General features: G+C 68.9%; 18 protein-coding genes. 8 read left to right on the forward strand and 10 right to left on the reverse strand.

Annotation, left to right across the window (positions count from 1 at the left end):
* Positions 1-5: 5 nt before the first annotated feature.
* On the reverse strand, positions 6-716 hold the full coding sequence (locus tag WFI52_RS12615) for a DUF4191 domain-containing protein (protein ID WP_336627323.1): 711 nt from the start codon (positions 714-716) through the stop codon (positions 6-8).
* Positions 717-848: 132 nt separating this feature from the next.
* Here WFI52_RS12615 and WFI52_RS12620 point away from each other — a divergent pair, with 132 nt between their 5' ends.
* Positions 849-2,222 (forward strand): hypothetical protein, encoded by a 1,374-nt coding sequence (locus tag WFI52_RS12620; RefSeq protein ID WP_336627322.1) that lies wholly within the window; start codon positions 849-851, stop codon positions 2,220-2,222.
* Positions 2,223-2,242: 20 nt separating this feature from the next.
* On the opposite strand, the gene sucB is transcribed toward WFI52_RS12620, so the two are convergent.
* The 3 genes from sucB to WFI52_RS12635 form a co-directional block, all read right to left on the reverse strand.
* Positions 2,243-3,949 (reverse strand): 2-oxoglutarate dehydrogenase, E2 component, dihydrolipoamide succinyltransferase, encoded by a 1,707-nt coding sequence (sucB, locus tag WFI52_RS12625; protein WP_336627321.1) that lies wholly within the window; start codon positions 3,947-3,949, stop codon positions 2,243-2,245.
* 64 nt (positions 3,950-4,013) lie between these two features.
* Positions 4,014-5,384 (reverse strand): dihydrolipoyl dehydrogenase, encoded by a 1,371-nt coding sequence (gene lpdA, locus WFI52_RS12630; RefSeq protein ID WP_336627320.1) that lies wholly within the window; start codon positions 5,382-5,384, stop codon positions 4,014-4,016.
* On the reverse strand, positions 5,381-6,865 hold the full coding sequence (locus tag WFI52_RS12635; RefSeq protein ID WP_336627319.1) for a leucyl aminopeptidase: 1,485 nt from the start codon (positions 6,863-6,865) through the stop codon (positions 5,381-5,383). Before WFI52_RS12635 ends, lpdA begins: the two co-directional genes overlap by 4 nt.
* A gap of 87 nt (positions 6,866-6,952) precedes the next feature.
* Between WFI52_RS12635 and WFI52_RS12640 the strand changes: the two genes are divergently transcribed.
* The 3 genes from WFI52_RS12640 to WFI52_RS12650 all read left to right on the forward strand — a co-directional run bounded on the left by WFI52_RS12640 (position 6,953) and on the right by WFI52_RS12650 (position 10,125).
* Positions 6,953-7,876 carry a proteasome assembly chaperone family protein gene (locus tag WFI52_RS12640; RefSeq protein ID WP_336627318.1) on the forward strand — a complete coding sequence of 308 codons (924 nt, stop codon included), beginning with the start codon at positions 6,953-6,955 and terminating at the stop codon, positions 7,874-7,876.
* 207 nt (positions 7,877-8,083) lie between these two features.
* On the forward strand, positions 8,084-9,430 hold the full coding sequence (locus tag WFI52_RS12645) for an RNA polymerase sigma factor (protein WP_336627317.1): 1,347 nt from the start codon (positions 8,084-8,086) through the stop codon (positions 9,428-9,430).
* Positions 9,427-10,125, forward strand: a complete 699-nt coding sequence (locus tag WFI52_RS12650) for a coenzyme F420-0:L-glutamate ligase (protein WP_336627316.1) — start codon at positions 9,427-9,429, stop codon at positions 10,123-10,125. Before WFI52_RS12645 ends, WFI52_RS12650 begins: the two co-directional genes overlap by 4 nt.
* A 1-nt stretch (position 10,126) precedes the next feature.
* Here the strand turns inward: WFI52_RS12650 and WFI52_RS12655 are convergent, their stop codons facing one another.
* Positions 10,127-11,152 (reverse strand): sugar-transfer associated ATP-grasp domain-containing protein, encoded by a 1,026-nt coding sequence (locus tag WFI52_RS12655; RefSeq protein WP_336627315.1) that lies wholly within the window; start codon positions 11,150-11,152, stop codon positions 10,127-10,129.
* A 54-nt stretch (positions 11,153-11,206) separates the two neighbouring features.
* A complete protein-coding gene (locus tag WFI52_RS12660) occupies positions 11,207-11,425 on the reverse strand; it encodes a DUF7455 domain-containing protein (RefSeq protein WP_336627314.1) in 219 nt (72 codons plus the stop codon).
* Positions 11,426-11,618: 193 nt separating this feature from the next.
* On the opposite strand from WFI52_RS12660, the gene WFI52_RS12665 reads away from it, so the two are divergent.
* Positions 11,619-13,688, forward strand: a complete 2,070-nt coding sequence (locus tag WFI52_RS12665; protein WP_442927769.1) for a DNA gyrase/topoisomerase IV subunit B — start codon at positions 11,619-11,621, stop codon at positions 13,686-13,688.
* Between the two features lie 300 nt (positions 13,689-13,988).
* On the opposite strand, the gene WFI52_RS12670 is transcribed toward WFI52_RS12665, so the two are convergent.
* Entirely contained in the window at positions 13,989-15,158 is a 1,170-nt protein-coding gene (locus WFI52_RS12670; protein ID WP_336627313.1) for a sensor histidine kinase, read from the reverse strand.
* A gap of 235 nt (positions 15,159-15,393) precedes the next feature.
* Between WFI52_RS12670 and WFI52_RS12675 the strand changes: the two genes are divergently transcribed.
* A complete protein-coding gene (locus WFI52_RS12675; RefSeq protein ID WP_336627312.1) occupies positions 15,394-16,056 on the forward strand; it encodes a response regulator transcription factor in 663 nt (220 codons plus the stop codon).
* Positions 16,057-16,074: 18 nt separating this feature from the next.
* Here WFI52_RS12675 and WFI52_RS12680 read toward each other — a convergent pair whose 3' ends face one another.
* Entirely contained in the window at positions 16,075-18,519 is a 2,445-nt protein-coding gene (locus WFI52_RS12680) for a DNA gyrase/topoisomerase IV subunit A (protein WP_336627311.1), read from the reverse strand.
* 78 nt (positions 18,520-18,597) lie between these two features.
* Here WFI52_RS12680 and WFI52_RS12685 point away from each other — a divergent pair, with 78 nt between their 5' ends.
* Positions 18,598-19,734, forward strand: a complete 1,137-nt coding sequence (locus tag WFI52_RS12685; RefSeq protein ID WP_336627310.1) for an alkaline phosphatase family protein — start codon at positions 18,598-18,600, stop codon at positions 19,732-19,734.
* Between the two features lie 48 nt (positions 19,735-19,782).
* On the opposite strand, the gene sepH is transcribed toward WFI52_RS12685, so the two are convergent.
* A complete protein-coding gene (sepH, locus tag WFI52_RS12690) occupies positions 19,783-20,802 on the reverse strand; it encodes a septation protein SepH (RefSeq protein WP_336627309.1) in 1,020 nt (339 codons plus the stop codon).
* Between the two features lie 238 nt (positions 20,803-21,040).
* Between sepH and WFI52_RS12695 the strand changes: the two genes are divergently transcribed.
* On the forward strand, positions 21,041-21,334 hold the full coding sequence (locus WFI52_RS12695; RefSeq protein WP_336627308.1) for a DUF4193 domain-containing protein: 294 nt from the start codon (positions 21,041-21,043) through the stop codon (positions 21,332-21,334).
* Between the two features lie 28 nt (positions 21,335-21,362).
* Here WFI52_RS12695 and WFI52_RS12700 read toward each other — a convergent pair whose 3' ends face one another.
* On the reverse strand, positions 21,363-21,833 hold the full coding sequence (locus WFI52_RS12700; RefSeq protein WP_336627307.1) for a DUF3093 family protein: 471 nt from the start codon (positions 21,831-21,833) through the stop codon (positions 21,363-21,365).
* Positions 21,834-21,838 lie beyond the last annotated feature (5 nt).

The following is a 21,838-nucleotide window of genomic DNA, read 5'->3' on the forward strand; positions in this document are numbered from 1 at the left end:
GATGCTCAGCGCGGGCGCGGTGCCCGGGCGCGCATCGGGTCGATGCCCTTCGGGATCGGGAGCGACGTCACCGACTGCGACACCGAGTCGACGCGCTTGACCACCGCGGCCATCGTCGCTCGGTCGACCTTCTTGGGGAGGGACTTGATCGACGATGCGAGCTTCGCGATCTCGACGTCGCCCTCGCCGTGGCCGACGTAGAGCACCGTGATCGGCACACCGGAGGCGACGCGCTGCACCTTCATCTTCTCGTCGTTGACGAGGCGAGTGAGGCGTCCGCGCGCTCCCTCCGCGACGAGCACGACGCCCCCGCGTCCGATGACGCGGTAGACGGCGTCCTGCGTCTTGGGATTGACGCCGACCGGCATCTCGGAAGCCACCCAGCTGCGTCCGAGCGACGTCGACAGTACGTGACCCGATGCCCCCGGCATCCCGTCGAGCTTCTTGTACATCGCACGCGTGGAGAGTCGCGTGAGGAGGATCATCGCACCCAGGACGCCGAGCATGAGGCCCGTGAAGGCCCACAGGATGATGCTCCACACCGCCACCGGCGGGACGAGGAAGCCGACGAGCACACCGAGCGCAACGGCGACGACGACGATGGCGATGAGCGCCCAAGGGAGCCAGGCGAACTCGGCCTTCGTGAAAGTGAACAGCGAGCGCAGCTGCGCGAAGAATCCGGGGCGCTTCTCGGGCGCGGTACTGCGGGAGGACATACCGACAGCCTACCGTCCGGCGGCGGTTGTGAAACGGCCATCGACTCCTCCCCAAACGGGGGATCGTGCGACCTCTCCACAGTTCCGGGCGCTCGGCGACCATCGCGTCGGGACCGACGGGAGACTGCGGGCATGCCTGCTGCCGCGTCCTCCTTCCTCGATTCTCAGACTGCGCTCCGCCATCTCGGCGCGGACGAGGCTCCGTACCCGGGATGGCTGCACGCCGGCACGCCGCCGACGATGTGGGTGGAGCTCGATCAGCTGCCGGAGGATGTGTGGCGGTGCGCGCCCGATGGGCACCTTCTCGTCCCCGTCGACGTCGCGCGCACACTGGACGGCCTCGCGGCCGTCGTGCCGCATTGCCCGACGCGGCTGAGCATCGGTCTTGCCGAACGGGCGACGCCCGGGGGTACGGTCACGATCGCGGTCAGCATGGTGCGCGCGGCGGCCGAAGCGCGGGATCACGGCTTCACGGAGGGCAGTTGGTGGCTGGATGCCTCGGGCCGACCCGTCCTGGCGGTGCACGACGGCGCGGCATGGGTTGACGACGGTCGCGACCTGCTCGAGCATCTTGCCGAGCGCGCGGGGGCGCTGCTCGGTGAGGCTGTGGTGCGGGCTGCGGTACTCCTCGGCGAAACACGATGGCGGAACGGCGATGTCGAGAGCTGCGAGGACCAGCTCTTCGCGGCGGCCGAACCGGAGCCGCTCGATGGGTTGGATACCGCGCCGCGCGGGGACGGCCTCTTTCCACTGCCGCTTCGCGCGACCACTGTGCGCGCGGCGCGGGTCGAGACGGAGCCCGCCGCGGCGGAGTCGTGGCTCGCGCGCTTCACCGACGCCGACTGGGCGGGTCGTGTGGCCGAGGCGGTGCGCGGCGTTGTCGCGATCCCCGGTCGTCTGCGAGAGCGAGTGCGGGGCCGACGCGAGGAGCCTTCTTCACGCAGATCGGGCGCCGAGAAAGGGAAGGCTGAGCGCGCGGAGCGCACGCATTCCTCTCCCTCCGTGCGTCGGCGCGCGCCGTTGCTCGTCGCGGTCGCCGTCGGTGCCGTCGTGATCGGCGGAGGGCTACTGTGGCCCGAACCCGAGCGTCCCGCGGTGGCCGATCCGCAGCGGAGCGCTTCGGTCGAGCACACCGGGCTGGACGCGACGACGCCGCCGGTGGCCGAGCACGCGGAGGACGAGGCGCGCACCGACGCGGCGACCCCCGCTGCTCCGGAGCCGACTGACCTGGAGGGTGTCGCGCTCGACATCGTGCGGGCACTCGGCCGGTGCGGTGCGGTCGCTGGCGAATGTGCCGCCTTGCTCGAGCGGCCGGAGATGGCGGCGCCCACGGGGGTCGTCGTCTCGGGAGCTGCGGATACCGTGACGACTCTGCTCGACGAGTACGGCGGAGTGGCCGTGTTCCGGGTCGAATCTGCGGCGCTGGCGCCGCAGATTCTCGTGCTCGTCAGCGTGAACGGGAAATGGCTGGTCCGCGACGTCTACGACGTCGCGGACCAGCCATGATCACGCGGGGGTGCGGACGCTCAGAACCCGAGCTTCGCTGCGAAGTCCGCCGCTTCGAGGCGAGACTTGATCGCCCCGAGGAAGCGAGCGGCGTCGGCGCCGTCGATGATGCGGTGGTCGTACGAGAGCGCCAGGTAGACGTAGGAGCGGACGCCGATGGCATCCACACCATCGGTCGTGACGACACCCGGCTCCTTGACGACCGCGCCCGTACCGAGGATGGCTGACTGCGGCAGGAACACGACGGGCGTGTCGAACAGTGCGCCGCGCGAACCGGTGTTCGTCACCGTGAAGGTGCCGCCGGCGAGCTCGTCGGGCTTCAGCTTGTTGTCACGCGTGCGCGACGCCAGGTCGGCGATCTCCGACGAGATGCCGGCGAGCGTCTTGTCACCTGCGTCACGGAGCACGGGGGTGAGCAGGCCCCGCTCGGTGTCCACCGCGATGGAGATGTTCTCGGTTGCGGGGTAGACGATGTCGGTGCCGTTGACCGTCGCGTTGATGATCGGGAACGCTTGGAGGGCCTCGGCGGCGGCGAGCACGAAGAACGGCAGGAACGAGAGCTTGCCCCCCGTGGCTGCGACGAAGTCCTTCTGCACGGCGGCGCGGTAGGCCGCGACGCGCGTGACGTCGACCTTCACTACGGTCGTCAGCTGAGCGGTCTGCTGCATGGATGCCACGGCGCGCTCCGCGAGCACCTTGCGCAGGCGCGACATCGGCGCCGTCGTGCCGCGGAGCTCGGACACCTCGAGTGCGGGTGCCGCGGGCGCCGCAGCGGCGGGAGCGGCGGCAGCCGGTGCAGCCTTGGCCGCTTCGGCGGCCTGAAGGACGTCCTCCTTGCGGATGCGACCCCCGACGCCCGTCCCCGTGACGGAGGCGAGGTCGACGCCCTGCTGCTGAGCAAGACGGCGCACGAGCGGGGTGACGTACGTGGTGACGTCGTCGTCCGCAGCAGGTGCGCTCGGCGCGGAAGCGGGGGCGGCCGGAGCAGGTGCCGCGGGGGCAGCCGGGGCGGGTGCCGCAGCGGGAGCAGCCGGGGCGGGTGCGGCCGGGGCCGGAGCGGCCGGGGCAGACTCGGCGGCCGGTGCGGGCGCGGCCGGGGCAGCGGCAGGTGCGGCGCCAGAGCCGACGCGGGCGAGCACGGCGCCCACGGCGACCGTCTCGTCCTCGGCGACGAGGATCTCCTGCAGCGTGCCGGCGACCGGCGAGGGGATCTCGGTGTCGACCTTGTCGGTGGAGATCTCGAGGAGCGGCTCGTCGACGGCGACGTCATCACCGACCTGCTTGAGCCAGCGGGTCACGGTGCCCTCGGTGACGCTCTCGCCGAGCTCGGGCAGTACGACATCCTTGGCGTCGCCGGAGGCGGCGGGAGCGGGCTCCGACTCGGGCTGCGCGGGCGCAGGCTCCGCGGCCGCGGGCTCCTCGGCGGCGGGAGCGGCGGGGGCCTCGGGCTCCTCGGCCGCGGGCGCGGCGTCTCCGGCGGGAGCGCTCGAGCCGTCACCGATCTTGGCGAGCACGGCCCCGACCTCGACAGTCTCGTCCTCGGCCACGAGGATCTCCTCGATGACGCCGCTGACAGGTGAGGGGATCTCGGTGTCGACCTTGTCGGTCGAGATCTCGAGCAGGCCCTCGTCGGCCTGGATCGTGTCACCGACCTTCTTGAGCCAGCGGGTGACCGTTCCCTCGGTGACGCTCTCTCCGAGCGCGGGGAGGACCACGGATGTGCTCATGACTGTGTCTCCTTCAGAAAGTCCGATGTCGTTCTAGCTTAGTGACCCACGCGTGCGGCGGGAGTCAGAGGGCGTGCAGCGGCTTGCCCGCAAGCGCCAGGAAGGCTTCGCCCAGTGCTTCGCTCTGCGTCGGGTGCGCGTGGATGAGGGGGGCGAGGTCTTCGGGATGCGCCTCCCAACCGACGGCGAGCTGACCCTCGGTGATCAGCTCGCCGACGCGATCCCCGATGAGGTGCACACCGAGGATGGGGCCGTCGGCGCGCCGGACGACCTTCACGAGCCCCGCGGTGCCGAGGATCTCGCTCTTGCCGTTGCCGGCGAGGTTGTACTCGTACGTCGCGACCTCGTCGCCGTGCTCTGCGCGCGCCTGCGCTTCGGTGAGGCCAACGGAGGCGACCTCGGGGCTCGAGTATGTGACGCGGGGGATGGATGCCTCAGGAACCGCGATCGGGTGGGCGCCCGCGATCTGCTCGGCCACGAAGATGCCCTGCTGGAAGCTCCGGTGCGCGAGCTGGAGGCCCGGCACGATGTCTCCGACGGCGTACACGTGCGGCGCGGAGGTCGCGAGTCGCTCGTCCACCGTCACGAACCCGCGGTCGATGGTCACGCCGGCTTCCTCGAATCCGAGCCCGTCCGTCGCTGGGCCGCGGCCGACGGCGACCAGGAGGTAGTCCGCGCCGAGCGCGGTGCCGTCTTCGAGGCTGACCTCCACCCCGGCATCCGTCTGCGTGACGCCCGCGAAGCGCACACCGAGCTTCGCGGTGATGCCGCGCTTGCGGAACGCCCGCTCGAGCCCTTTGCTCAGTGCGATGTCCTCGTTCGGGACCAGGTGATCGAGCGCCTCGACGATCGTGACCTCCGCGCCGAACGAGCGCCACACGCTGGCGAATTCGACTCCGATCACTCCGCCGCCCAGGATGACGACACGCTCGGGGATGATGTCGAGCGCGAGGGCTGCCTCGCTGTCGAGGACGCGCCCCCCGAGTTCGAGCCCCGGCAGCGTGCGACTGTACGACCCCGTGGCGAGGACCACGTCTGCGCCACGGTAGATGGCGTCGCCCACGGCCACTGCACCGTCGGACATCAGACGACCCGATCCGGCGACGACCTCGATGCCACGGGCCTTGAGGAGGCCCTCCAGACCTTTGTACTTCTTCGCGACGATGCCCTCGCGGTACGCCGTGACGCCGGCGGGATCGATGCCCTGCAACTGAGCCGTGACGCCGACGGTGCCGGCCGAGCGTACGTGATCGGCGACCTCGGCCGCGTGCAGGAGCGCCTTCGTCGGAATGCAGCCCCGGTGCAGGCACGTCCCCCCGACTTTGTCCTTCTCGATGAGGGCGACTCGCTTGCCGAGCTCCGACGCGCGGATGGCGGCGGCGTAGCCTCCGCTTCCGCCGCCGAGGATGACGATGTCGACAGAGCGCTCGGTCATCGCGCCTCCTCCTCGATGAGGTCGATCAGCGACCGGACGGTCGCTGCGGTCGGTCCCTTGTCCGTCGCGCCGAACGAGCTCTTCGCCGTTCCGCTCCCGGCGATGTCGAGGTGTACCCACGGGATGGGTGGGGCGTCCTCGGCATCTGAGGACGGGCCCACGAAGCGCTGCAGGAAGAGTCCGGCGAACAGTGCGCCTCCGGCGGTGTCACCGATCTTCGCGTTCTGGATGTCGGCGATGGGGGAGTCGAGCTCGTCCTCCATGTGCGCCGGGAGAGGCAGGTGCCACGCGAGCTCGCCGACGCGTTCCGCGGCGGCGAGGTAGGCGGCGACGGTGGCGTCGTCGCCCATGACCCCGGTGTATCGGTTCCCCAGCGCGACGATGATCGCGCCCGTGAGCGTCGCGACGTCGATGAGCACATCAGGGCGGGTGCGGCTCGCCGCGACGAGGCCGTCCGCCATGACGACGCGGCCCTCGGCGTCGGTATTGGGCACCTCCACGCTCGTGCCGTCCGCGATGCGCACGACATCGCCCGGGCGCAGCGCGCGGCCGGACGGCATGTTCTCGGCGAGGCACAGCCAGCCGGAGACCCGCACGGGGAGCGCGAGCGCGGCGGCGGCGCGGACGACTGCGAGTACCGTGGCCGCGCCCGCCATGTCGAACTTCATCCCGACCATCCCCGCGGGCGGCTTCAACGACAGACCGCCGGTGTCGAAGGTGATCCCCTTGCCGACGAGGGCGATATGGCGCTTCGCACCGTCGGGCGCGTAATCCAGCTGGACGAGGCGCGGCGGGCGATCGGATCCCTGTCCGATGCCGAGGATGCCGCCGAAACCCTGCTCTTCGAGAGCGACCTCGTCGAGCACGGTGATCTGCACGGGGAGACCGGCGAGCTCGGACAGCGCCGCGTCGGCGACGTCCTGCGGGCCGAGCCACTGCGCGGGGACGTTGACGAGGTCCTTGACGAGAGCCACGGATGCCGCGACGGCTCGGGCGTGCGCGACTGACGCGGCACCGGGCTCGTCCGGCCAGTGCAGCACGATCTCGGCGGCACGCGCGGGCGCTGCGTTCTTCTTGTAATCGGCGAACCGATAGCCGCCGATCAAGGCTCCCTCGGCCGCGGCGGCCCAGGCTCCCGCGACGTCGTGCGCGAGCGGCGCCGACACGGCGAGGCGGGTGAACCCGGTCGTCGACCGCGCCACCTGACCGATCGCCTCCCGCAGTGCGGCGGCATCCGGATCGGCTCCCGTGCCGACGACGAACACCGGCAGCGCCGTGGACTCGGGCACGTGAATGCGCACCGTCGCCCCCGGGGCTCCAGTGAATCCGACACCCTCCAGCGCTGCGGCGAGGCCCGGCCAGTCGTCGAGTGCGCCGCCGGCCTGCGCGAGCCGATCACGGGGCGGCAGCGCGAGGACGAGAGCGTCGGCGGTCGAGGACGAGAGGGGAGCGGTGGAAGTGAACAGCTCGGGGAACGCCATGGCATCCATCCTAGGTTTGCGGTGCGCCAGTGTTCGCTGTCAGCGGCACCGCGCCCTCCACCCGTGAGCGGCTCGTACAGTGGATCCATGCCTTTGAGCGGTCCTCTCTATGAGCGGGTCACGTCGGCGCCTCCGGTGCCGGCGGGCCTGCCGATGGTCATCGTCCTGACCGGGTTCACGGATGCCGGGGGTGCGGTGTCGCGCATGACGGATCTGTTCCGCGACGACCTCGACCCCGCCCCCATCGTGGTGTTCTCGGCCGACGTGCTGCTCGACTACCGTGCCCGGCGACCGTCCATCACCTTCGACGGCGATCACCTGCTCGACTATCGCCCGCCGCGCCTCGAGCTGTCGCTCGCCCACGACGCCCTCGGGCAGCCGTTCGTCCTGCTTTCGGGTTATGAGCCGGACTTCGCGTGGGATGCGTTCTCGGAGACTGTCGTAGGGCTTGCGGAGGGTCTGCAGGTGTCGACGATCACGTGGGTGCATGCCATCCCGATGCCGGTGCCGCACACCCGTCCCATTGGCACGACCGTCAGCGGCACCCGTTCGGAGCTCACACAGGCGCACTCGGTGTGGAAGCCCCACACACAGGTCCCCGCCACGATGGGACACCTTCTGGAGCTGCGCCTCGCGGAGGCGGGGCGCGAGGTCGCAGGCTTCGTCCTGCTCGTCCCGCACTACCTTGCCGACACCGAGTACCCGGCGGCGGCCCTCGCCGGGCTCGACAGTGTGTCGGTCGCGACCGGGCTCGTCTTCGATGCAGACGAGATTCGCGACGAGAACAAGGAGTACCTCGCGAAGGTCGACGATCAGGTGGAGGGCAACGCGGAACTCACTGCCATGCTGCACACGCTCGAGGAGCGGTACGACTCGTACATGGCGGGGTCGACGCTCGCGCAGCCGATCATCCACACGGGCGATCTGCCGAGCGCCGATGAGCTGGCCGCCGAACTCGAGCGCTTCCTCGCCGATCGGCGCGACGGCGACGACAGGCGCGGGCGCCGCTGAGCGGAATGCGGGCGCCCTCGCCAGCGTTCTCTTTACAAGGAAGCAGGCATGCACCGGCCATTGCGTAAGTTCGCGCGCTGGGGTATGCGACAATAGGACATCCGACCCGTTGTCTCGACAGCGACGCCTCCGCGAGGCGCGCTGGACTTGACAAGGGTCTTACTAGTGTCCGAAACCCCGGCGCCCGTCGTCGGTGAAAGGCGAGACGTGACCTCCGGCACGAAGACCACCCGTACCCGCACGGCAGAAGACACCGAGACGACCGACGAGGTCGTCGAGACCGCCGCGAAGAAGGCTCCCGCGAAGAAGGCCCCTGCCAAGAAGGCGGCGGCGAAGAAGCCGGCCGCGAAGGCATCCGGTCGTGCGAAGAAGTCTGACGACGACGAGATGGATGACGACGTCGATCTCGAAGACGAGGTCGAGGACGACGCCGACGCCGACGCGGGCGACGACAGCGACGACGCCGACGCCGACGCGTCGAAGGGTGGCAAGAAGGATGCCGCCGATGACGACGCGGACGACGAAGACGAGGAAGGCACGACCAAGCCCGCCTTTAGTGAGCCGCTGCCGACCGGAGCGATCGTCATCTCCTCGAGCGATGACGAAGACGTCCCTGTCTACTCGACGCAGATCACCGGCGCCACCGCGGACCCGGTCAAGGACTACCTCAAGCAGATCGGCAAGGTGCCGCTGCTGAACGCGGCCGAAGAGGTCGAGCTCGCCATGCGCATCGAGGCGGGCCTGTTCGCCGAAGAGAAGCTGTCGCACATGACAGCGGCGGAGAAGTCGAACCAGCTGGGGCTCGACCTGCAGTGGGTCGCCCGCGACGGTCAGCGCGCGAAGAGCCACCTGCTCGGCGCGAACCTCCGCCTCGTGGTGTCTCTCGCCAAGCGTTACACGGGGCGCGGCATGCAATTCCTGGATCTCATCCAGGAGGGCAACCTCGGCCTCATCCGCGCCGTGGAGAAGTTCGATTACACCAAGGGCTTCAAGTTCTCGACGTACGCGACGTGGTGGATCCGGCAGGCGATCACGCGCGCCATGGCCGATCAGGCACGCACGATCCGCATCCCGGTGCACATGGTCGAGGTCATCAACAAGCTCGCGCGTGTCCAGCGTCAGATGCTGCAGGATCTCGGTCGCGAGCCCACTCCCGAGGAGCTCTCGCGCGAACTCGACATGACACCCGAGAAGGTCATCGAGGTCCAGAAGTACGGTCGCGAGCCGATCTCGCTGCACACTCCGCTCGGTGAAGACGGCGACAGCGAGTTCGGTGACCTCATCGAAGACACCGAGGCGGTCGTCCCCGCCGACGCGGTGGGTTTCACGATGCTGCAGCGTCAGCTGGAGTCGCTCCTCGACTCGCTCTCGGAGCGTGAGGCCGGCGTCATCCGGATGCGCTTCGGCCTCGGCGACGGTCAGCCGAAGACGCTCGACCAGATCGGTGACACGTTCGGCGTCACGCGCGAGCGGATCCGTCAGATCGAGTCCAAGACGATGGCGAAGCTGCGGCATCCCTCGCGTTCGCAGTCGCTGCGGGACTACCTCGAATGACCGACACGCCCAACGATGGCAAGGCGCTGTCGGTCACGATCGACGCGGGCACGTTCAAGCGCATCCCGATCCGCACCCGGGTGGTCATGCCCGGCGACGATCTGGATGCCGTGGTGTCGGAGTACGCGCAGGGAGTTGTCGAGCCGGGGGACATCCTGTTCGTCACGGAGAAGATCGTGGCGATCACGCAAGGACGTTCCTACGCGCTCGACGAGATCCAGCCGCGGAGTCTCGCCCGGTTCCTGTCGAGGTACGTCACCAAGACGTCGTACGGCATCGGCCTCGGCATGCCCGAGACGATGGAGATGGCGCTGCGCGAGTGCGGTACGCCCCGCATCCTCTTCGCGGCCGCTGTCAGTGCCGTGACCAAGCTCTTCGGCCGCCGTGGCGACTTCTACCGCATCGCGGGGGACAGGGCGCGCGCGATCGACGGCCCGACCGACGGCACGATCCCGCCGTACGACAACGCGGTGGTCCTCGGCCCGATCGAGCCCGACGCGGTTTCGATGCGGATCAAGCATCTGCTCGGCGACGTCGCTGAGGTCGCCGTCGTCGACATCAACGACATCGGCGGCAACATCCTCGGCTCGACACTGGACAAGGCAGGGGAGCAGCGTCTCGTGCGCATCCTCGCCGACAACCCGCTGGGCCAGGGCACGCAGTCGACGCCGATGGGCGTCATCCGCAAGGGCTGAGTCAGAACCCCATCGCGGCGCGGTAGCGGGGCAGGTGTCCGTGGCGGATGCCGGTTGCGGTCGGCTTGTTCTCGAAGACGCCCGCGCCCCAGTTACCCTCGACGAGAACGGGTCCGTCGGCCGTCACGACGACGTCCCACCCGACGTAGCGCACTTCGGGGATCACGAGCGCGACCTGGGTGATCAGGTCGACGACCTCCGTCATCATCGGCAGCTGGAAGTCGGAAATGCGATAGCCGGTCTCGGGGTGCGTTTCGAAGAGCGCCCCTGACGTGTTGTAGCCCATCCCCATCGCGCGGCCGTCTTCGTGCAGTGCCGTGTAGAAGCCGCCGAAGGATGCCTGGTCGCTCACCTGCCCGCGCCCGAACTTCTGCGCCATGTTGATGATCGCGACGTCGCCATCATCGGTGACGAAGGTCGTGACGCGGGTCGTGTTGGCCGTCCCGGGGGCGATGGCCTCGAGGTCGGCGTGCTGCACGATCTGCTCCTCGATGAGGACCTCGCCCTTCTCGACGAGCGCGGCGTGGAACGTCTCCCAGTTCTCCACGTCGGAGGCATGGTAGCGCCGGACGCCGGCCCCGGACTTGCTGACGGGCACCTTCGCGATGAACACGGGATGCCGCTGGGCGAATGCCTCCAAGTCAGCGGCATTCGCGCTGTCGAGCGCGAGCCACTCACGCCGCAGGAAACGGTCGAAGTCCTTGTTGAACGCGATCTTGTCCTGGAAGCGGTGCACGTGGGCGGGATCGTCGTAGCGGTTCGAGAGCTCGAGTGCGAGCGGGCTCGTCACCCAGGTCGCGCGCTCTGCGCGGGTCAGGATCGCGAAGTCGAACTCGATGTAGTCGTTGAAGCCGACGCGGTGGCGCGCCGCCGACCAGAGCATGTCGGCGAGGACCAGGGGATAGCTCTTGCCGTGGACACGGGCGGTCTCGCGGGCGCGCGCGGTCACCGACGCAGAGTCGAACCCGCGGGCGCGTTCGATGAGGACCTGGATGCGATGCAGGGGCGACAGGCCGCGCGAAGCCATGGAGAGTCCTCCGGGACGACGAAAAGGGATGCCGTCCAGTCTACGGGGGTGCGCTCAGCGGGCCTCGGCGAGACGGGCGGTCTCGTCGTGCCAGGTCGTCGCCACGGCGCGCAGCTTCTCCTCGTACTTGCGGCCGTGGTGCGCGCAGAACAGCAGCTCGCTTCCGTTCACCTCGGCGGCGATGTAGGCCTGGGCGCCACAGGAGTCGCACCGGTCCGTCGCAGTGAGGCGGTACTCGAGGACGGCGGGCTCTGCGGTGGTCGACATGCTCATTTCGGTTCCTCCTCGATAGGTGCGACTCGATGCGATTGCCTCACATACAACCACGCGGATGTTGCGGAAATGCCGCGATCCGGTCACATTTCGCTGTGCGCGTACCTCGCCGATGACCGGGAATATGTCGAGCACGTGACGGTCTCGTGTGTCGTCGCGGGGGTGTCGACGGGCGGGCATACGCTTGGAGATTGTGACCGCCGAGTATTCCGCCCATCACCTCCAGGTGCTCGAAGGCCTCGAGGCCGTCCGCAAGCGTCCCGGCATGTACATCGGATCCACGGACTCGCGCGGACTCATGCACTGCGTGTGGGAGATCATCGACAACGCCGTGGACGAGGCCCTGGCCGGGTACGGGGCGCGCATCGACATCGTGCTGCACGCCGACGGCAGCGTCGAGGTGCGCGACCGGGCGCGCGGCATCCCCGTCGACGTCGAGCCGCGCACCGGGCTCACGGGTGTCGAGGTCGTCTTCACGAAGCTGCACGCCGGCGGCAAGTTCGGCGGTGGGTCCTACGCGGCGTCGGGTGGTCTGCACGGCGTCGGCGCGTCTGTCGTCAACGCCCTGAGCGAGCGTCTGGACGTCGAGGTCGACCGCGGGGGCAAGACGTACGCGATGTCGTTCCATCGCGGCGAGCCCGGAATCTTCGCGGGCCCCGGCCCCGATTCGCCTTTCACGCCGTTCGACAAGGCGTCCGAGCTGCGGGTCGTCGGCAAGACGTCCCGCGGCGTGACCGGGACGCGTATCCGCTACTGGGCCGACCGGCAGATCTTCACGAAGGATGCCGCGTTCCATCTCGACGAGCTCGAGCAGCGCGCTCGCCAGACCGCGTTCCTCGTTCCCGGGCTGCAGATCGACATCGCCGACGAGCGCGGCGACGAGGTATCTGTGACCTCATATCGCTTCGACGGCGGGATCTCGGAGTTCGCCGACTTCCTCGCCCCCGACGCAGCCGTCACCGACACCTGGCGACTCACGGGGTCGGGCACGTTCACGGAAACGGTGCCCGTCCTGCAGCCGGGGGGAGCAATGGTGCCGACGGAGGTCGAGCGCGTCTGCGACGTCGACATCGCGGTGCGGTGGGGAACCGGCTACGAAACGGTGTCGCGGTCGTTCGTCAACATCATCGCGACGCCGAAGGGCGGAACGCATCTGGCCGGCTTCGAGCAGGGGCTCATGAAGGTGCTGCGCGCGCAGGTCGATCAGAACGCGCGCAAGCTCAAGGTGGGCAACGACAAGCTGGAGAAGGACGACATCCTCGCCGGCCTCACTGCGGTCCTGACCGTGCGCCTGCCTGAACCGCAGTTCGAGGGCCAGACCAAGGAAGTCCTCGGCACGCCCGCCGTGCGCGCGATCGTTGCGAATGTCGTTTCGAAGGCCTTGACGGAACGGTTCGCGTCACCCAAGCGCGACGACAAGGCGCAGACCGCGCTCGTGCTCGAGAAGGTCGTCTCAGAGATGAAGGCGCGCATCTCGGCGCGAACCCACAAAGAGACCCAGCGCCGCAAGAACGCGCTCGAGTCGTCCTCGTTGCCGGTGAAGCTCGCGGACTGCCGCACGAGCGACGTCACCCAGACCGAGCTGTTCATCGTCGAGGGCGACTCGGCCCTCGGGACCGCAAAGCACGCGCGCAACAGCGAGTACCAGGCGCTGCTGCCGATCCGCGGCAAGATCCTGAACGTGCAGAAAGCGTCGATCAGCGACATGCTGAGCAACGCCGAATGCGCCGCGATCATCCAGACGATCGGCGCCGGGTCGGGGCGCTCCTTCGATCTGGATGCCGCGCGCTACGGCAAGGTCATCCTGATGAGCGATGCCGACGTCGACGGTGCGCACATCCGCACGCTGCTCCTCACACTGTTCTTCCGTTACATGCGCCCGCTCATCGAAGCCGGCAGGGTCTATGCCGCGGTGCCCCCGCTCCACCGCGTCGTCGTGATGAACCCGGGGACCAAGCCCAACGAGACGATCTACACGTATTCCGAGCAGGAAGTGCACGCTCTGCTGGCGAAGCTGCAGAAGTCGGGCAAGCGCTGGCAGGAGCCGGTCCAGCGCTATAAGGGCCTGGGCGAGATGGACGCCGACCAGCTGGCGGAGACCACGATGGACCGCGCCGGCCGGCTGCTGCGACGAGTGCGAGTGCAGGACGCCGAGGCCGCGTCGAGCGTGTTCGAACTTCTCATGGGGAGCGACGTCGCTCCGCGGCGCGACTTCATCGTGTCGTCAAGCGATCGACTCGATCGCGAATCGATCGACGCCTGAGATCCGGTTCGGACGCGCACCCGGGACGCGGACCCGAGAAAGACGCGGGGCCCGAAACCGAGCTGGGGGGATCGGTTTCGGGCCATCGCCGCGGCATCCACATGTCGCTCGTGATGACGACGGTGCGAATCGCTCCCGTCGTCCCCGAAATCACGAAGCGTCACGGATGATGCTCGTTGAAGGACCAGCTGGGGACCGATCCTTCGGCATTCACTATGATACGGAGGCGTGCATCATCGCAGGCTCGCCGAAAGATGGAAAGCACTCCTACTTTTGTCTACTTCGTGGGATCGTTGATCATCACGCCTCGAGGGGCAGTGAGGCGGACACGACCCAGCCGTTGGCGCGTCTCTCGGAGGAGAACGATCCGCCGAAGACGCGGAAGCGTTCGCGCAGACGCATGATGCCGTAACCGGAGGAGGGGAGGCCCGCTGTGCGCGCGGGAGGTGAGTCGTCGCTGAACTCCAGGTGGGCCCAGCCGCGCTCGACCGTGAGAGCGATGCGCACTTCACTGGCTCCGGTGGCGTGCTTGAGTACGTTCGTCGCGCTCTCGCGGATCACGCGGGTCAGCGCCACGAGAGAGGTGCTCGGAAGTCGAAGGTCGTCGGGAATGAGCGCGCGCACGCGGATGCCGGCCTGCGCGAGCTCCTTGGTGACGGCGTCGATGGTTCCCTCGATGCCGTCGGGCGAGGGGATGCGTTCGGGGGCGAGGTTCTCTTCGCCGCGTACCATCCCCAGAACGCGCCGAATATCGGTGAGCGCCTGGACCGCCGCCTCGCGGATCGCCGTCTGCGACTGCGTGCGGGTATTCGTGTCGTCGGTGCGCTCGAGCACCGCAGCATGCAGCGCCACGATGGTGATCTCGTGCGCGACGATGTCATGCAACTCGTCGGCGATGAGGTCGCGCTCATGACGAAGCTGTTCGGCGACCTCTCTTTCGGCCGCCTCGAGTTGGGTAGTCAGCAATTGAGCTCTCTCGTATTGATTCCGGATCGTGAGTCCGATGAGCAGACTCACAACACAGAAGAAGGCCATGATGACCGCGCCGAGCGGCTGAAATGCCGAGTCGGGTCGAGCAATGACGGCGACGAGCCACACGACCCACGCGGTCGCGTACACCGCCGTCAAACGTGCGCTGCAGGTGAATGCCGCCAGTCCGATGATCACCGCACCGACGAGAAGACTGTCGGTGACGTTCGTGACCCCGGCTGCGAGGGCTGCGACCGTCAGAACGGTCGTCGCGATCGGTGGCCGCCAGACGAACAGGGCGACGGCGACAGTTGTCGTCGTCGTCACGATTGCCGATACGACACTCGTGGTTCCGCCGTTCGTCGCTCGCACAATCGAGTCAAGCAGCAGCGAAACCGCAACGAGCGCGATCAGCAGTCTCCGCGCCCGCGTCGGCAAGGGGTGGTACCCCCAGAAGGGGGTCCGCAGATAGCCGAGCAGGCGAGCTCGCAGATCAGTCACTTCGCGATTATCCCGCAAGCGCGTTCGCGCGTCGTCTTACTTCCAGATGCCAAGCCAGCGTCCGAGCCAATCCCACATTTCCATCACCTCCGCAAGGTCTCGAATCGATTCTTCAAACAGATGGCATTCGCGAATACAGACGTTTGGTGAGAGCGTTTGCGACTTTCGTCGAGTATCCGAGGGAGGCCCCTCTCGTCGACACGGGTGTGGTGATCGCTTTTCGTAGGATGGCCAGGTGGCAGATGTGATTCGCGTGATCATCGTTGATGACGAGTCCTTGGTCCGTGCGGCGCTCAGGGTGTTCCTCGAGTCGGCGGACGGGTTCGAGCTCGTCGGCGAAGCGGACAACGGTGCCGATGCCGTGACGCTCGTACGGGCGGTGAAGCCCGATGTGGTGCTGATGGACGTCCAGATGCCGACGATGGACGGTATCGAGGCGACGCGCCGCCTGACGCAGGAGTTCCCGGGCATCAAAGTTGTCGCGCTCACGACCTTCTCCGCGGAGCGCGTCATCGTGCCGATGCTGAGCGCCGGGGCATCCGGATACCTCGTGAAGGACACCTCGCCCGACCGCATCCTCGACGCCGCGCGGCTCGCTCACGAAGGCGGGTATGTGCTGTCACCGCGCGTCGCGAAGGAGCTCATCTCTTCTGTGCAGACCGGCGATGCCGGCACTCCGCGCAGCCTCGGCCGCGACGAGGAGCTCACTGACCGAGAGCTCGAGGTCGTCACGCTCCTCGCCCAGGGGATGTCGAACGCCGAGATCGCCGCAGCGATGTTCGTCTCGGAGGCGACCGTGAAGTCGCACCTCGGCCGCATCACGGCCAAGTGGGGCGTGCGGGACCGCATCCAGGTCCTCATCCGCGCGACGCAGTTGCGCCTCGTCACGCTCTCCTGACCGCGCGGCTGCGCGGCGTCAGGCGATCGGCGAGCCGACCGCGCCGATGACGGCATCGAGCGCCTGACCGGAGGCATCCCGCTTTGCGCCGTGCTCCGGCAGCGGCCGCACGGCGCCGTCGACGCCGACCGCGCGAGGCTCGCTGCCCACCCAGGCGAGCACCAGGGCGTCCTCGCCCTTGAGGAACCGCTGTGCGCGCACCCCGCCGGTTGCGCGGCCCTTGGCGGGGAACTCGTCGAACGACGACACCTTCGCGCTGCCCGCATCTGTCCCCGCGATCGCCTGCGACGAGCCGGCGATCGTGACGACGACGGCCTCAGCGTCCGGCCGGACGGCGGCGAAGGAGATCGCTTCTGCCCCCGGCGCCAATCGGATGCCGGCCATGCCGCCGGCCGCCCGACCTTGCGGACGCACCGATGCCGCGTCGAAGCGGAGGAGCTGAGCGTCGGATGCCACGAAGACGAGTTCGACGCCGTCGGGCGCGAGGTCCGCTCCCACGACGGCGTCACCGGGCTTCAGAGCCACGATCTCGACGTCGTGCTTGCCTGCGGGCAGCTCCGAGGCGCTGACGCGCTTGACGACGCCCTGGCGGGTGCCGAGCGCGATGATCTCGTCGCCGAGCGGCACGATCGCCACGACGTGCTCGCCCGACGCGAGACCGAGGTACTGATCAGCGCGCGTCCCCGCCGCGAGCTGTACCGCGTTCGCCGGCACCGACGGAAGATCGACGGGGGAGAAGCGCACGATCCGGCCGGTCGTGGTGACCGCGCCGAGGTCGCCGCGCGTCGTCGTGTCGACGGCGCAGCGGATCGCGTCGTGCTTCGCTCGGCGCGTGGGGGCGACGATTCCGCCCTCGGGCGAGAGCACGGCACGAACCATCCGCCCGGTCGCGGAGAGGAACACACGGCAGGGCTCGTCGGCGATCTGCAGATCGGCGGGCGCTGCCGAGCGAGACCGGGCTGCGACGGGCCCGCCATTGAGGAGGAGGGTGCGTCGCGGCGTGCCGAACGTCTCGGCGGCGGCGTCCAGCTCCTGCGCGACCTGCGCTCGGAGGAGCGACTCGCTCGCGAGGAGGGCCTCGAGGTCGGCGATCTCCTTCTTCAGCGTGTCGCGTTCGGACTCCAGTTCGATGCGGGAGAAACGTGTGAGGCGTCTCAGTCGGAGCTCGAGGATGTACTCGGCCTGCAGCTGTGACAGGTCGAAGACGCTCATGAGCTTCGTGCGCGCCTGCTCACCGTCGTCGGAGGCCCGGATGACCTGGATCACCTCGTCGATGTCGAGGATCGCGATCAGGAGCCCCTCGACGAGGTGCAGGCGCTCCTGCTTGCGGGCGAGGCGATAGCGGCTGCGGCGGGTGACGACCGCGAGTCGGTGGTCGAGGTACACCCGCAGCAGCGGCTTCAGCCCGAGCGTCTGGGGTTGGCCGTCGACGAGGGCGACGTTGTTGATGCCGAAGGAGTCCTCCAGCGGTGTCAGGCGGTAGAGCTGCTCCAACACGGCGTTCGGATCGAATCCCGTCTTGATGCCGATGACGAGCCGCAGTCCGTGGTTGCGGTCGGTGAGGTCGTTGACGTCGGCGATGCCCGTGAGCTTCTTCGCGTTCACGGCGTCTTTGAGCTTCTCGATGACGCGCTCCGCGCCGACCATGTAGGGGAGTTCCGTGACGACGAGCCCCGTGCGACGCGGGCCGAGGGACTCGATCGACACCTTCGCGCGCGTGCGGAACGTGCCACGCCCGGTCTCGTACGCTTCGGTGATCCCGTCGAGGCCGACGATGATGCCGCCGCCGGGGAGGTCGGGGCCCGGGACGAACTCCATGAGCTCGGCGGTCGTGGCGTCGGGGTTCTCGAGCAGGTGGATGGCGGCGGCGACGACCTCGATGAGGTTGTGCGGAGCCATATTGGTCGCCATGCCGACAGCGATGCCGGTCGCGCCGTTGACGAGAAGGTTCGGGAACGCCGCAGGCAGAACGGCGGGCTGCTGGAACTGACCGTCGTAGTTCGGGATGAAGTCGACGACGTCTTCGTCGAGGTTCTCGGTGAGCGCGAGCGCCGCGGGGGCCAGGCGAGCCTCGGTGTATCGCGCCGCCGCGGGGCCGTCGTCGAGGGAGCCGAAGTTGCCGTGTCCGTCGACGAGGGGCACGCGGAGCGCGAACGACTGCGACAGGCGCACGAGGGCGTCGTAGATCGCGGAGTCGCCGTGCGGGTGCAGCTTTCCCATGACTTCGCCGACGACGCGGGCGCTCTTCACATGACCGCGGTCGGGCCGCAAGCCCATCTCCGCCATCTGGTACAGAATGCGGCGCTGCACGGGCTTCAGTCCATCGCGGGCGTCCGGAAGGGCGCGCGAGTAGATGACCGAGTACGCGTACTCGAGGAACGAATCCTGCATCTCGGATGAGACGTCGACGTCCTCGATCCGGCCGTGGTCTTCGGGGATGGACTCGGTGCGGGGAGCTGCCATGGAACTGAGTGGACCTCGCGTCGGGAGGGCGGGTGCGTGGACGAGGGCGGCGCGTCGGCATGTGCGAGACTGGCCCCGATGTCCCTCAGCCTACCCGCGGACCCGCCCGGCGCCCGGAGCCTCACCGGTGTCGTGCCAGAGCTCGTGCGGTCGCTTTCGGGTGAGCGTGGCTGGTTCGGGCCCGCGCGATCCGCGGTGCTCGTCCTCGTCGACGGGCTCGGCCGCGGCAACCTCGCCGCCCGCGCCGGGCACGCCCGCTTCCTCACGTCGCAGATGGCCAAGAAGGATGCCGTGCGCACGGTGTTCCCGGCGACCACCGCCACCGCGCTGACGAGTCTTCTCACCGGTGTCGACGCCGGTGTCCACGGCATCGTCGGCTACCGGGCGCGCATTCCGGGCACGCTCGAGGCCCCGAATCAGCTGCGGGGGTGGGAGACCGACGGACTCGACCCGCTCACGTGGCAGCGCGCCACACCCCTGCTCGAACGCGAGGCGTCCGCCGGGCGCCCGTGCTTCGTCGTCAGCAAGGCCGTGTACGCCGGCACCGGCTTCACCCGGGCGATCCAGCGCGGCGCGACGTTCGTCGCGGCTGCGACACCGGCCGAGCGCCTTCAGACGGCGCACGACCTCGCTGCCGCGCACACGGGTGCGCTCGTCTATACGTACCTGCCCGAGCTCGACACGATCGGGCATGCACGCGGGTGGGAGAGCGACGCGTGGACGGCGGCGCTGGAGGAGGTGGATGCCGCGCTGCGCGTGCAGCACGACCGGGCGGCATCCGATGTCGGCATCGTCGTCACCGCTGATCACGGCATGGTGGACGTGCCTGCGCATCGGCACGTCTTGCTGGGGGCGGGCGATGCGCTTCTGGACGAGGTCGCCCTGGTTGCGGGGGAGCCGCGCCTCTTGCAGCTGTCGGTGTCCGGCGACGCCACCGCCCGCGTCGCGGCGCGCTGGCGGGAGGCCGAGAGCCACCGGTCCTGGGTGTTCACGCGCGATGAGGCCGTCGCCGCAGGGCTGTTCGGAGAGCGCGTCGACGCCGACGTGCTGCCGCGTATCGGCGACGTGCTCATCGCCGCGCGCGCCTCGGTCGCGTATTACGACGATCGGCTCGCCGACAAGAAGGCGCAGCGCATGGTCGGTCAGCACGGGTCGCTCACGGACCAGGAGCGGATCGTTCCGCTTGTCGGCCTGGGCGCCTTTGCGCGTCCGTGAACGCGGAGGCGAATGTCCGCCGGGCTCAGGCGTCGTCGTCAGACGACGTCAGGAACCGTCCTCTGTACGCGCGCCGAAGACGATCTCGTCCCAAGACGGCATCGAGGTCCTGCCCTTGCGACGGGACCCCTCGGAGATGACGGTGTCATCGATCGTGTCGTCGTCGACGTCCTCGATGGCGTCGTCGTAGCCCGGCTCGAGGGCGTCGAAGAGCGCCACCGGGCTCGACTCGCGTTCCGCCTGCTCTTCGCTCGGCATCGGCTCGCGCTGTCCACGGCGCCGACGCAACGCCTCCAGCAGATCGGCGGTCTCGGCGGACGTCACGGATGCCTCTGGCGCCCGCTTGATCGCCGCCTCCTGCACGGCGGCGGTCACGGTCGGGCGCACGTCGCGCGTCACGATCTCGGCATCGGGTTCGAGACGCCGCGGGCCGAATGCACCGGAGTCGAAGCGCGACGAATCCTTGAGCGGAGAGGCATCCAGCGCGCGCAGACGCGGGATGAGCCCCTCCGGCAATGAGCCCTGCCGCGAGAGCTGCGTCGCGTCGGAGTTCAGCGGTGACAGCGACGAGCGCCGCGGGTCGAATCCCCAACGGGCGTCGTGGTCGACCTCGTTGGCCGTGAACTCGAGTTTGACGATCCAGCCGGTCTCTTCGCGCCAGCTCGTCCACCGCTCGCCGACAGCGCCCGCATCGGCGAGCTTGCTGCGCACGGCGACGCCGAACGTCGGCTGTGCGCCCGGGTCGAGTTCGCCCGCGATGAGCACAGGCACGGCGAGGGCCTGGTCGACGATGTGCTCGCGCTCGGCGAGGACGGGACGTTCGTAGCGCTGCACGTCCGACAGTCGCGCACCGAGGAGATCGGCCACGTCCTGCGCCGACATGCCGGCGCGGATGTGGGACTGGATGTCCTTCGGGCTCACGCGGACGGTGCGTGGTTCGGAGTCGCGTTGCGCCCGGCGCAGCTGCGAATGCAGCGTCTCGTCGACCGGCAGCGCGAACCGTTCACCGGTGTCGGTTGCGACGACGAGGACGCCCTCTTCGATTCCGATGACTTTGAGCTGCTCCATGCGAGACACGCCTCCACATCCCTGCGACGGCACCGACAACAGTGCCGTCGCCATGGTGACACGCCGCGGCCCCGGTGGCGGGAATATCGCGGGCGCGCCGCGAGTTCTCAGTGGCGCACCCACCGGAGAGGGGAGTGCGAACCGTCATCATTTGCGTAATCCCTCCGGGTCGTGCAAACTAACGCCGCCGCTCGCCCACGAGGTGCGGCGGCACACGGCAGATTCTGGAAGTGAGAGCATGGCGACCGACTACGACGCCCCCCGCAAGACCGAAGACGACAGCGAGTCGATCGAGGCCCTGAAGGAGCGCGTGCCCGACAAGCTGTCTGGCGCGGTCGGTGACGAAGACGCCGACAACCCCTCGGGCTTCGAGCTCCCCGGCGCCGACCTGTCCGATCTCGAACTCGACGTCGTCGTCCTGCCCCCGCAGGAGGACGAATTCACGTGCGTCGAGTGCTTCCTCGTGAAGCACCGCACGCAGATCGATCACGAGACGTCGGTGGGCGCGATCTGCATCGAGTGCGCCGCGTAAGCCGCACTGCGACATCGGCGCCGTCTGGTCAGGACGCCTGAGCTCGACGGATCGCCGCCGACACGCGATCCGGTGTGCGGGTCGAGAAGACCCACACGGTCACCGGATCGCGTTCGTCTCGCACGGGGACCGCGACGACCCCGTCGATCCCCCCGCGGAACATGTGCCATGCAGTGCGTGGCAAACCGGGTCCGCGGACCTCTCGGGCCTCGTCGCCGGTGAATTCGCGCGGGTCGCCGAGAAGGTGTGCGGCGATGTGCGCGCGGCCCACGCGCAGTTCCCCCGCGCGTACCTCGACGACGGGTGAAGCGAGGACGAGCGCGGTGAGGATCGCCGCGGCAGCGGCGAGTCCCGCGATGAGCGCGACCGTGGCATCCAACGGCACGAAGACGAGCGAGATCATGGGCGCCGCGACCGCCGCGCTCAGCAGCGTCCACAGCGACGGGCTTAGACGCTCGCGGTAGGTCGCACGCGGGGCCGGGTGCGCGTCGGTCGGCATGTCGG

This window comes from Microbacterium sp. MMO-20 (genome assembly GCF_037147735.1).
Lineage (GTDB): Bacteria > Actinomycetota > Actinomycetes > Actinomycetales > Microbacteriaceae > Microbacterium.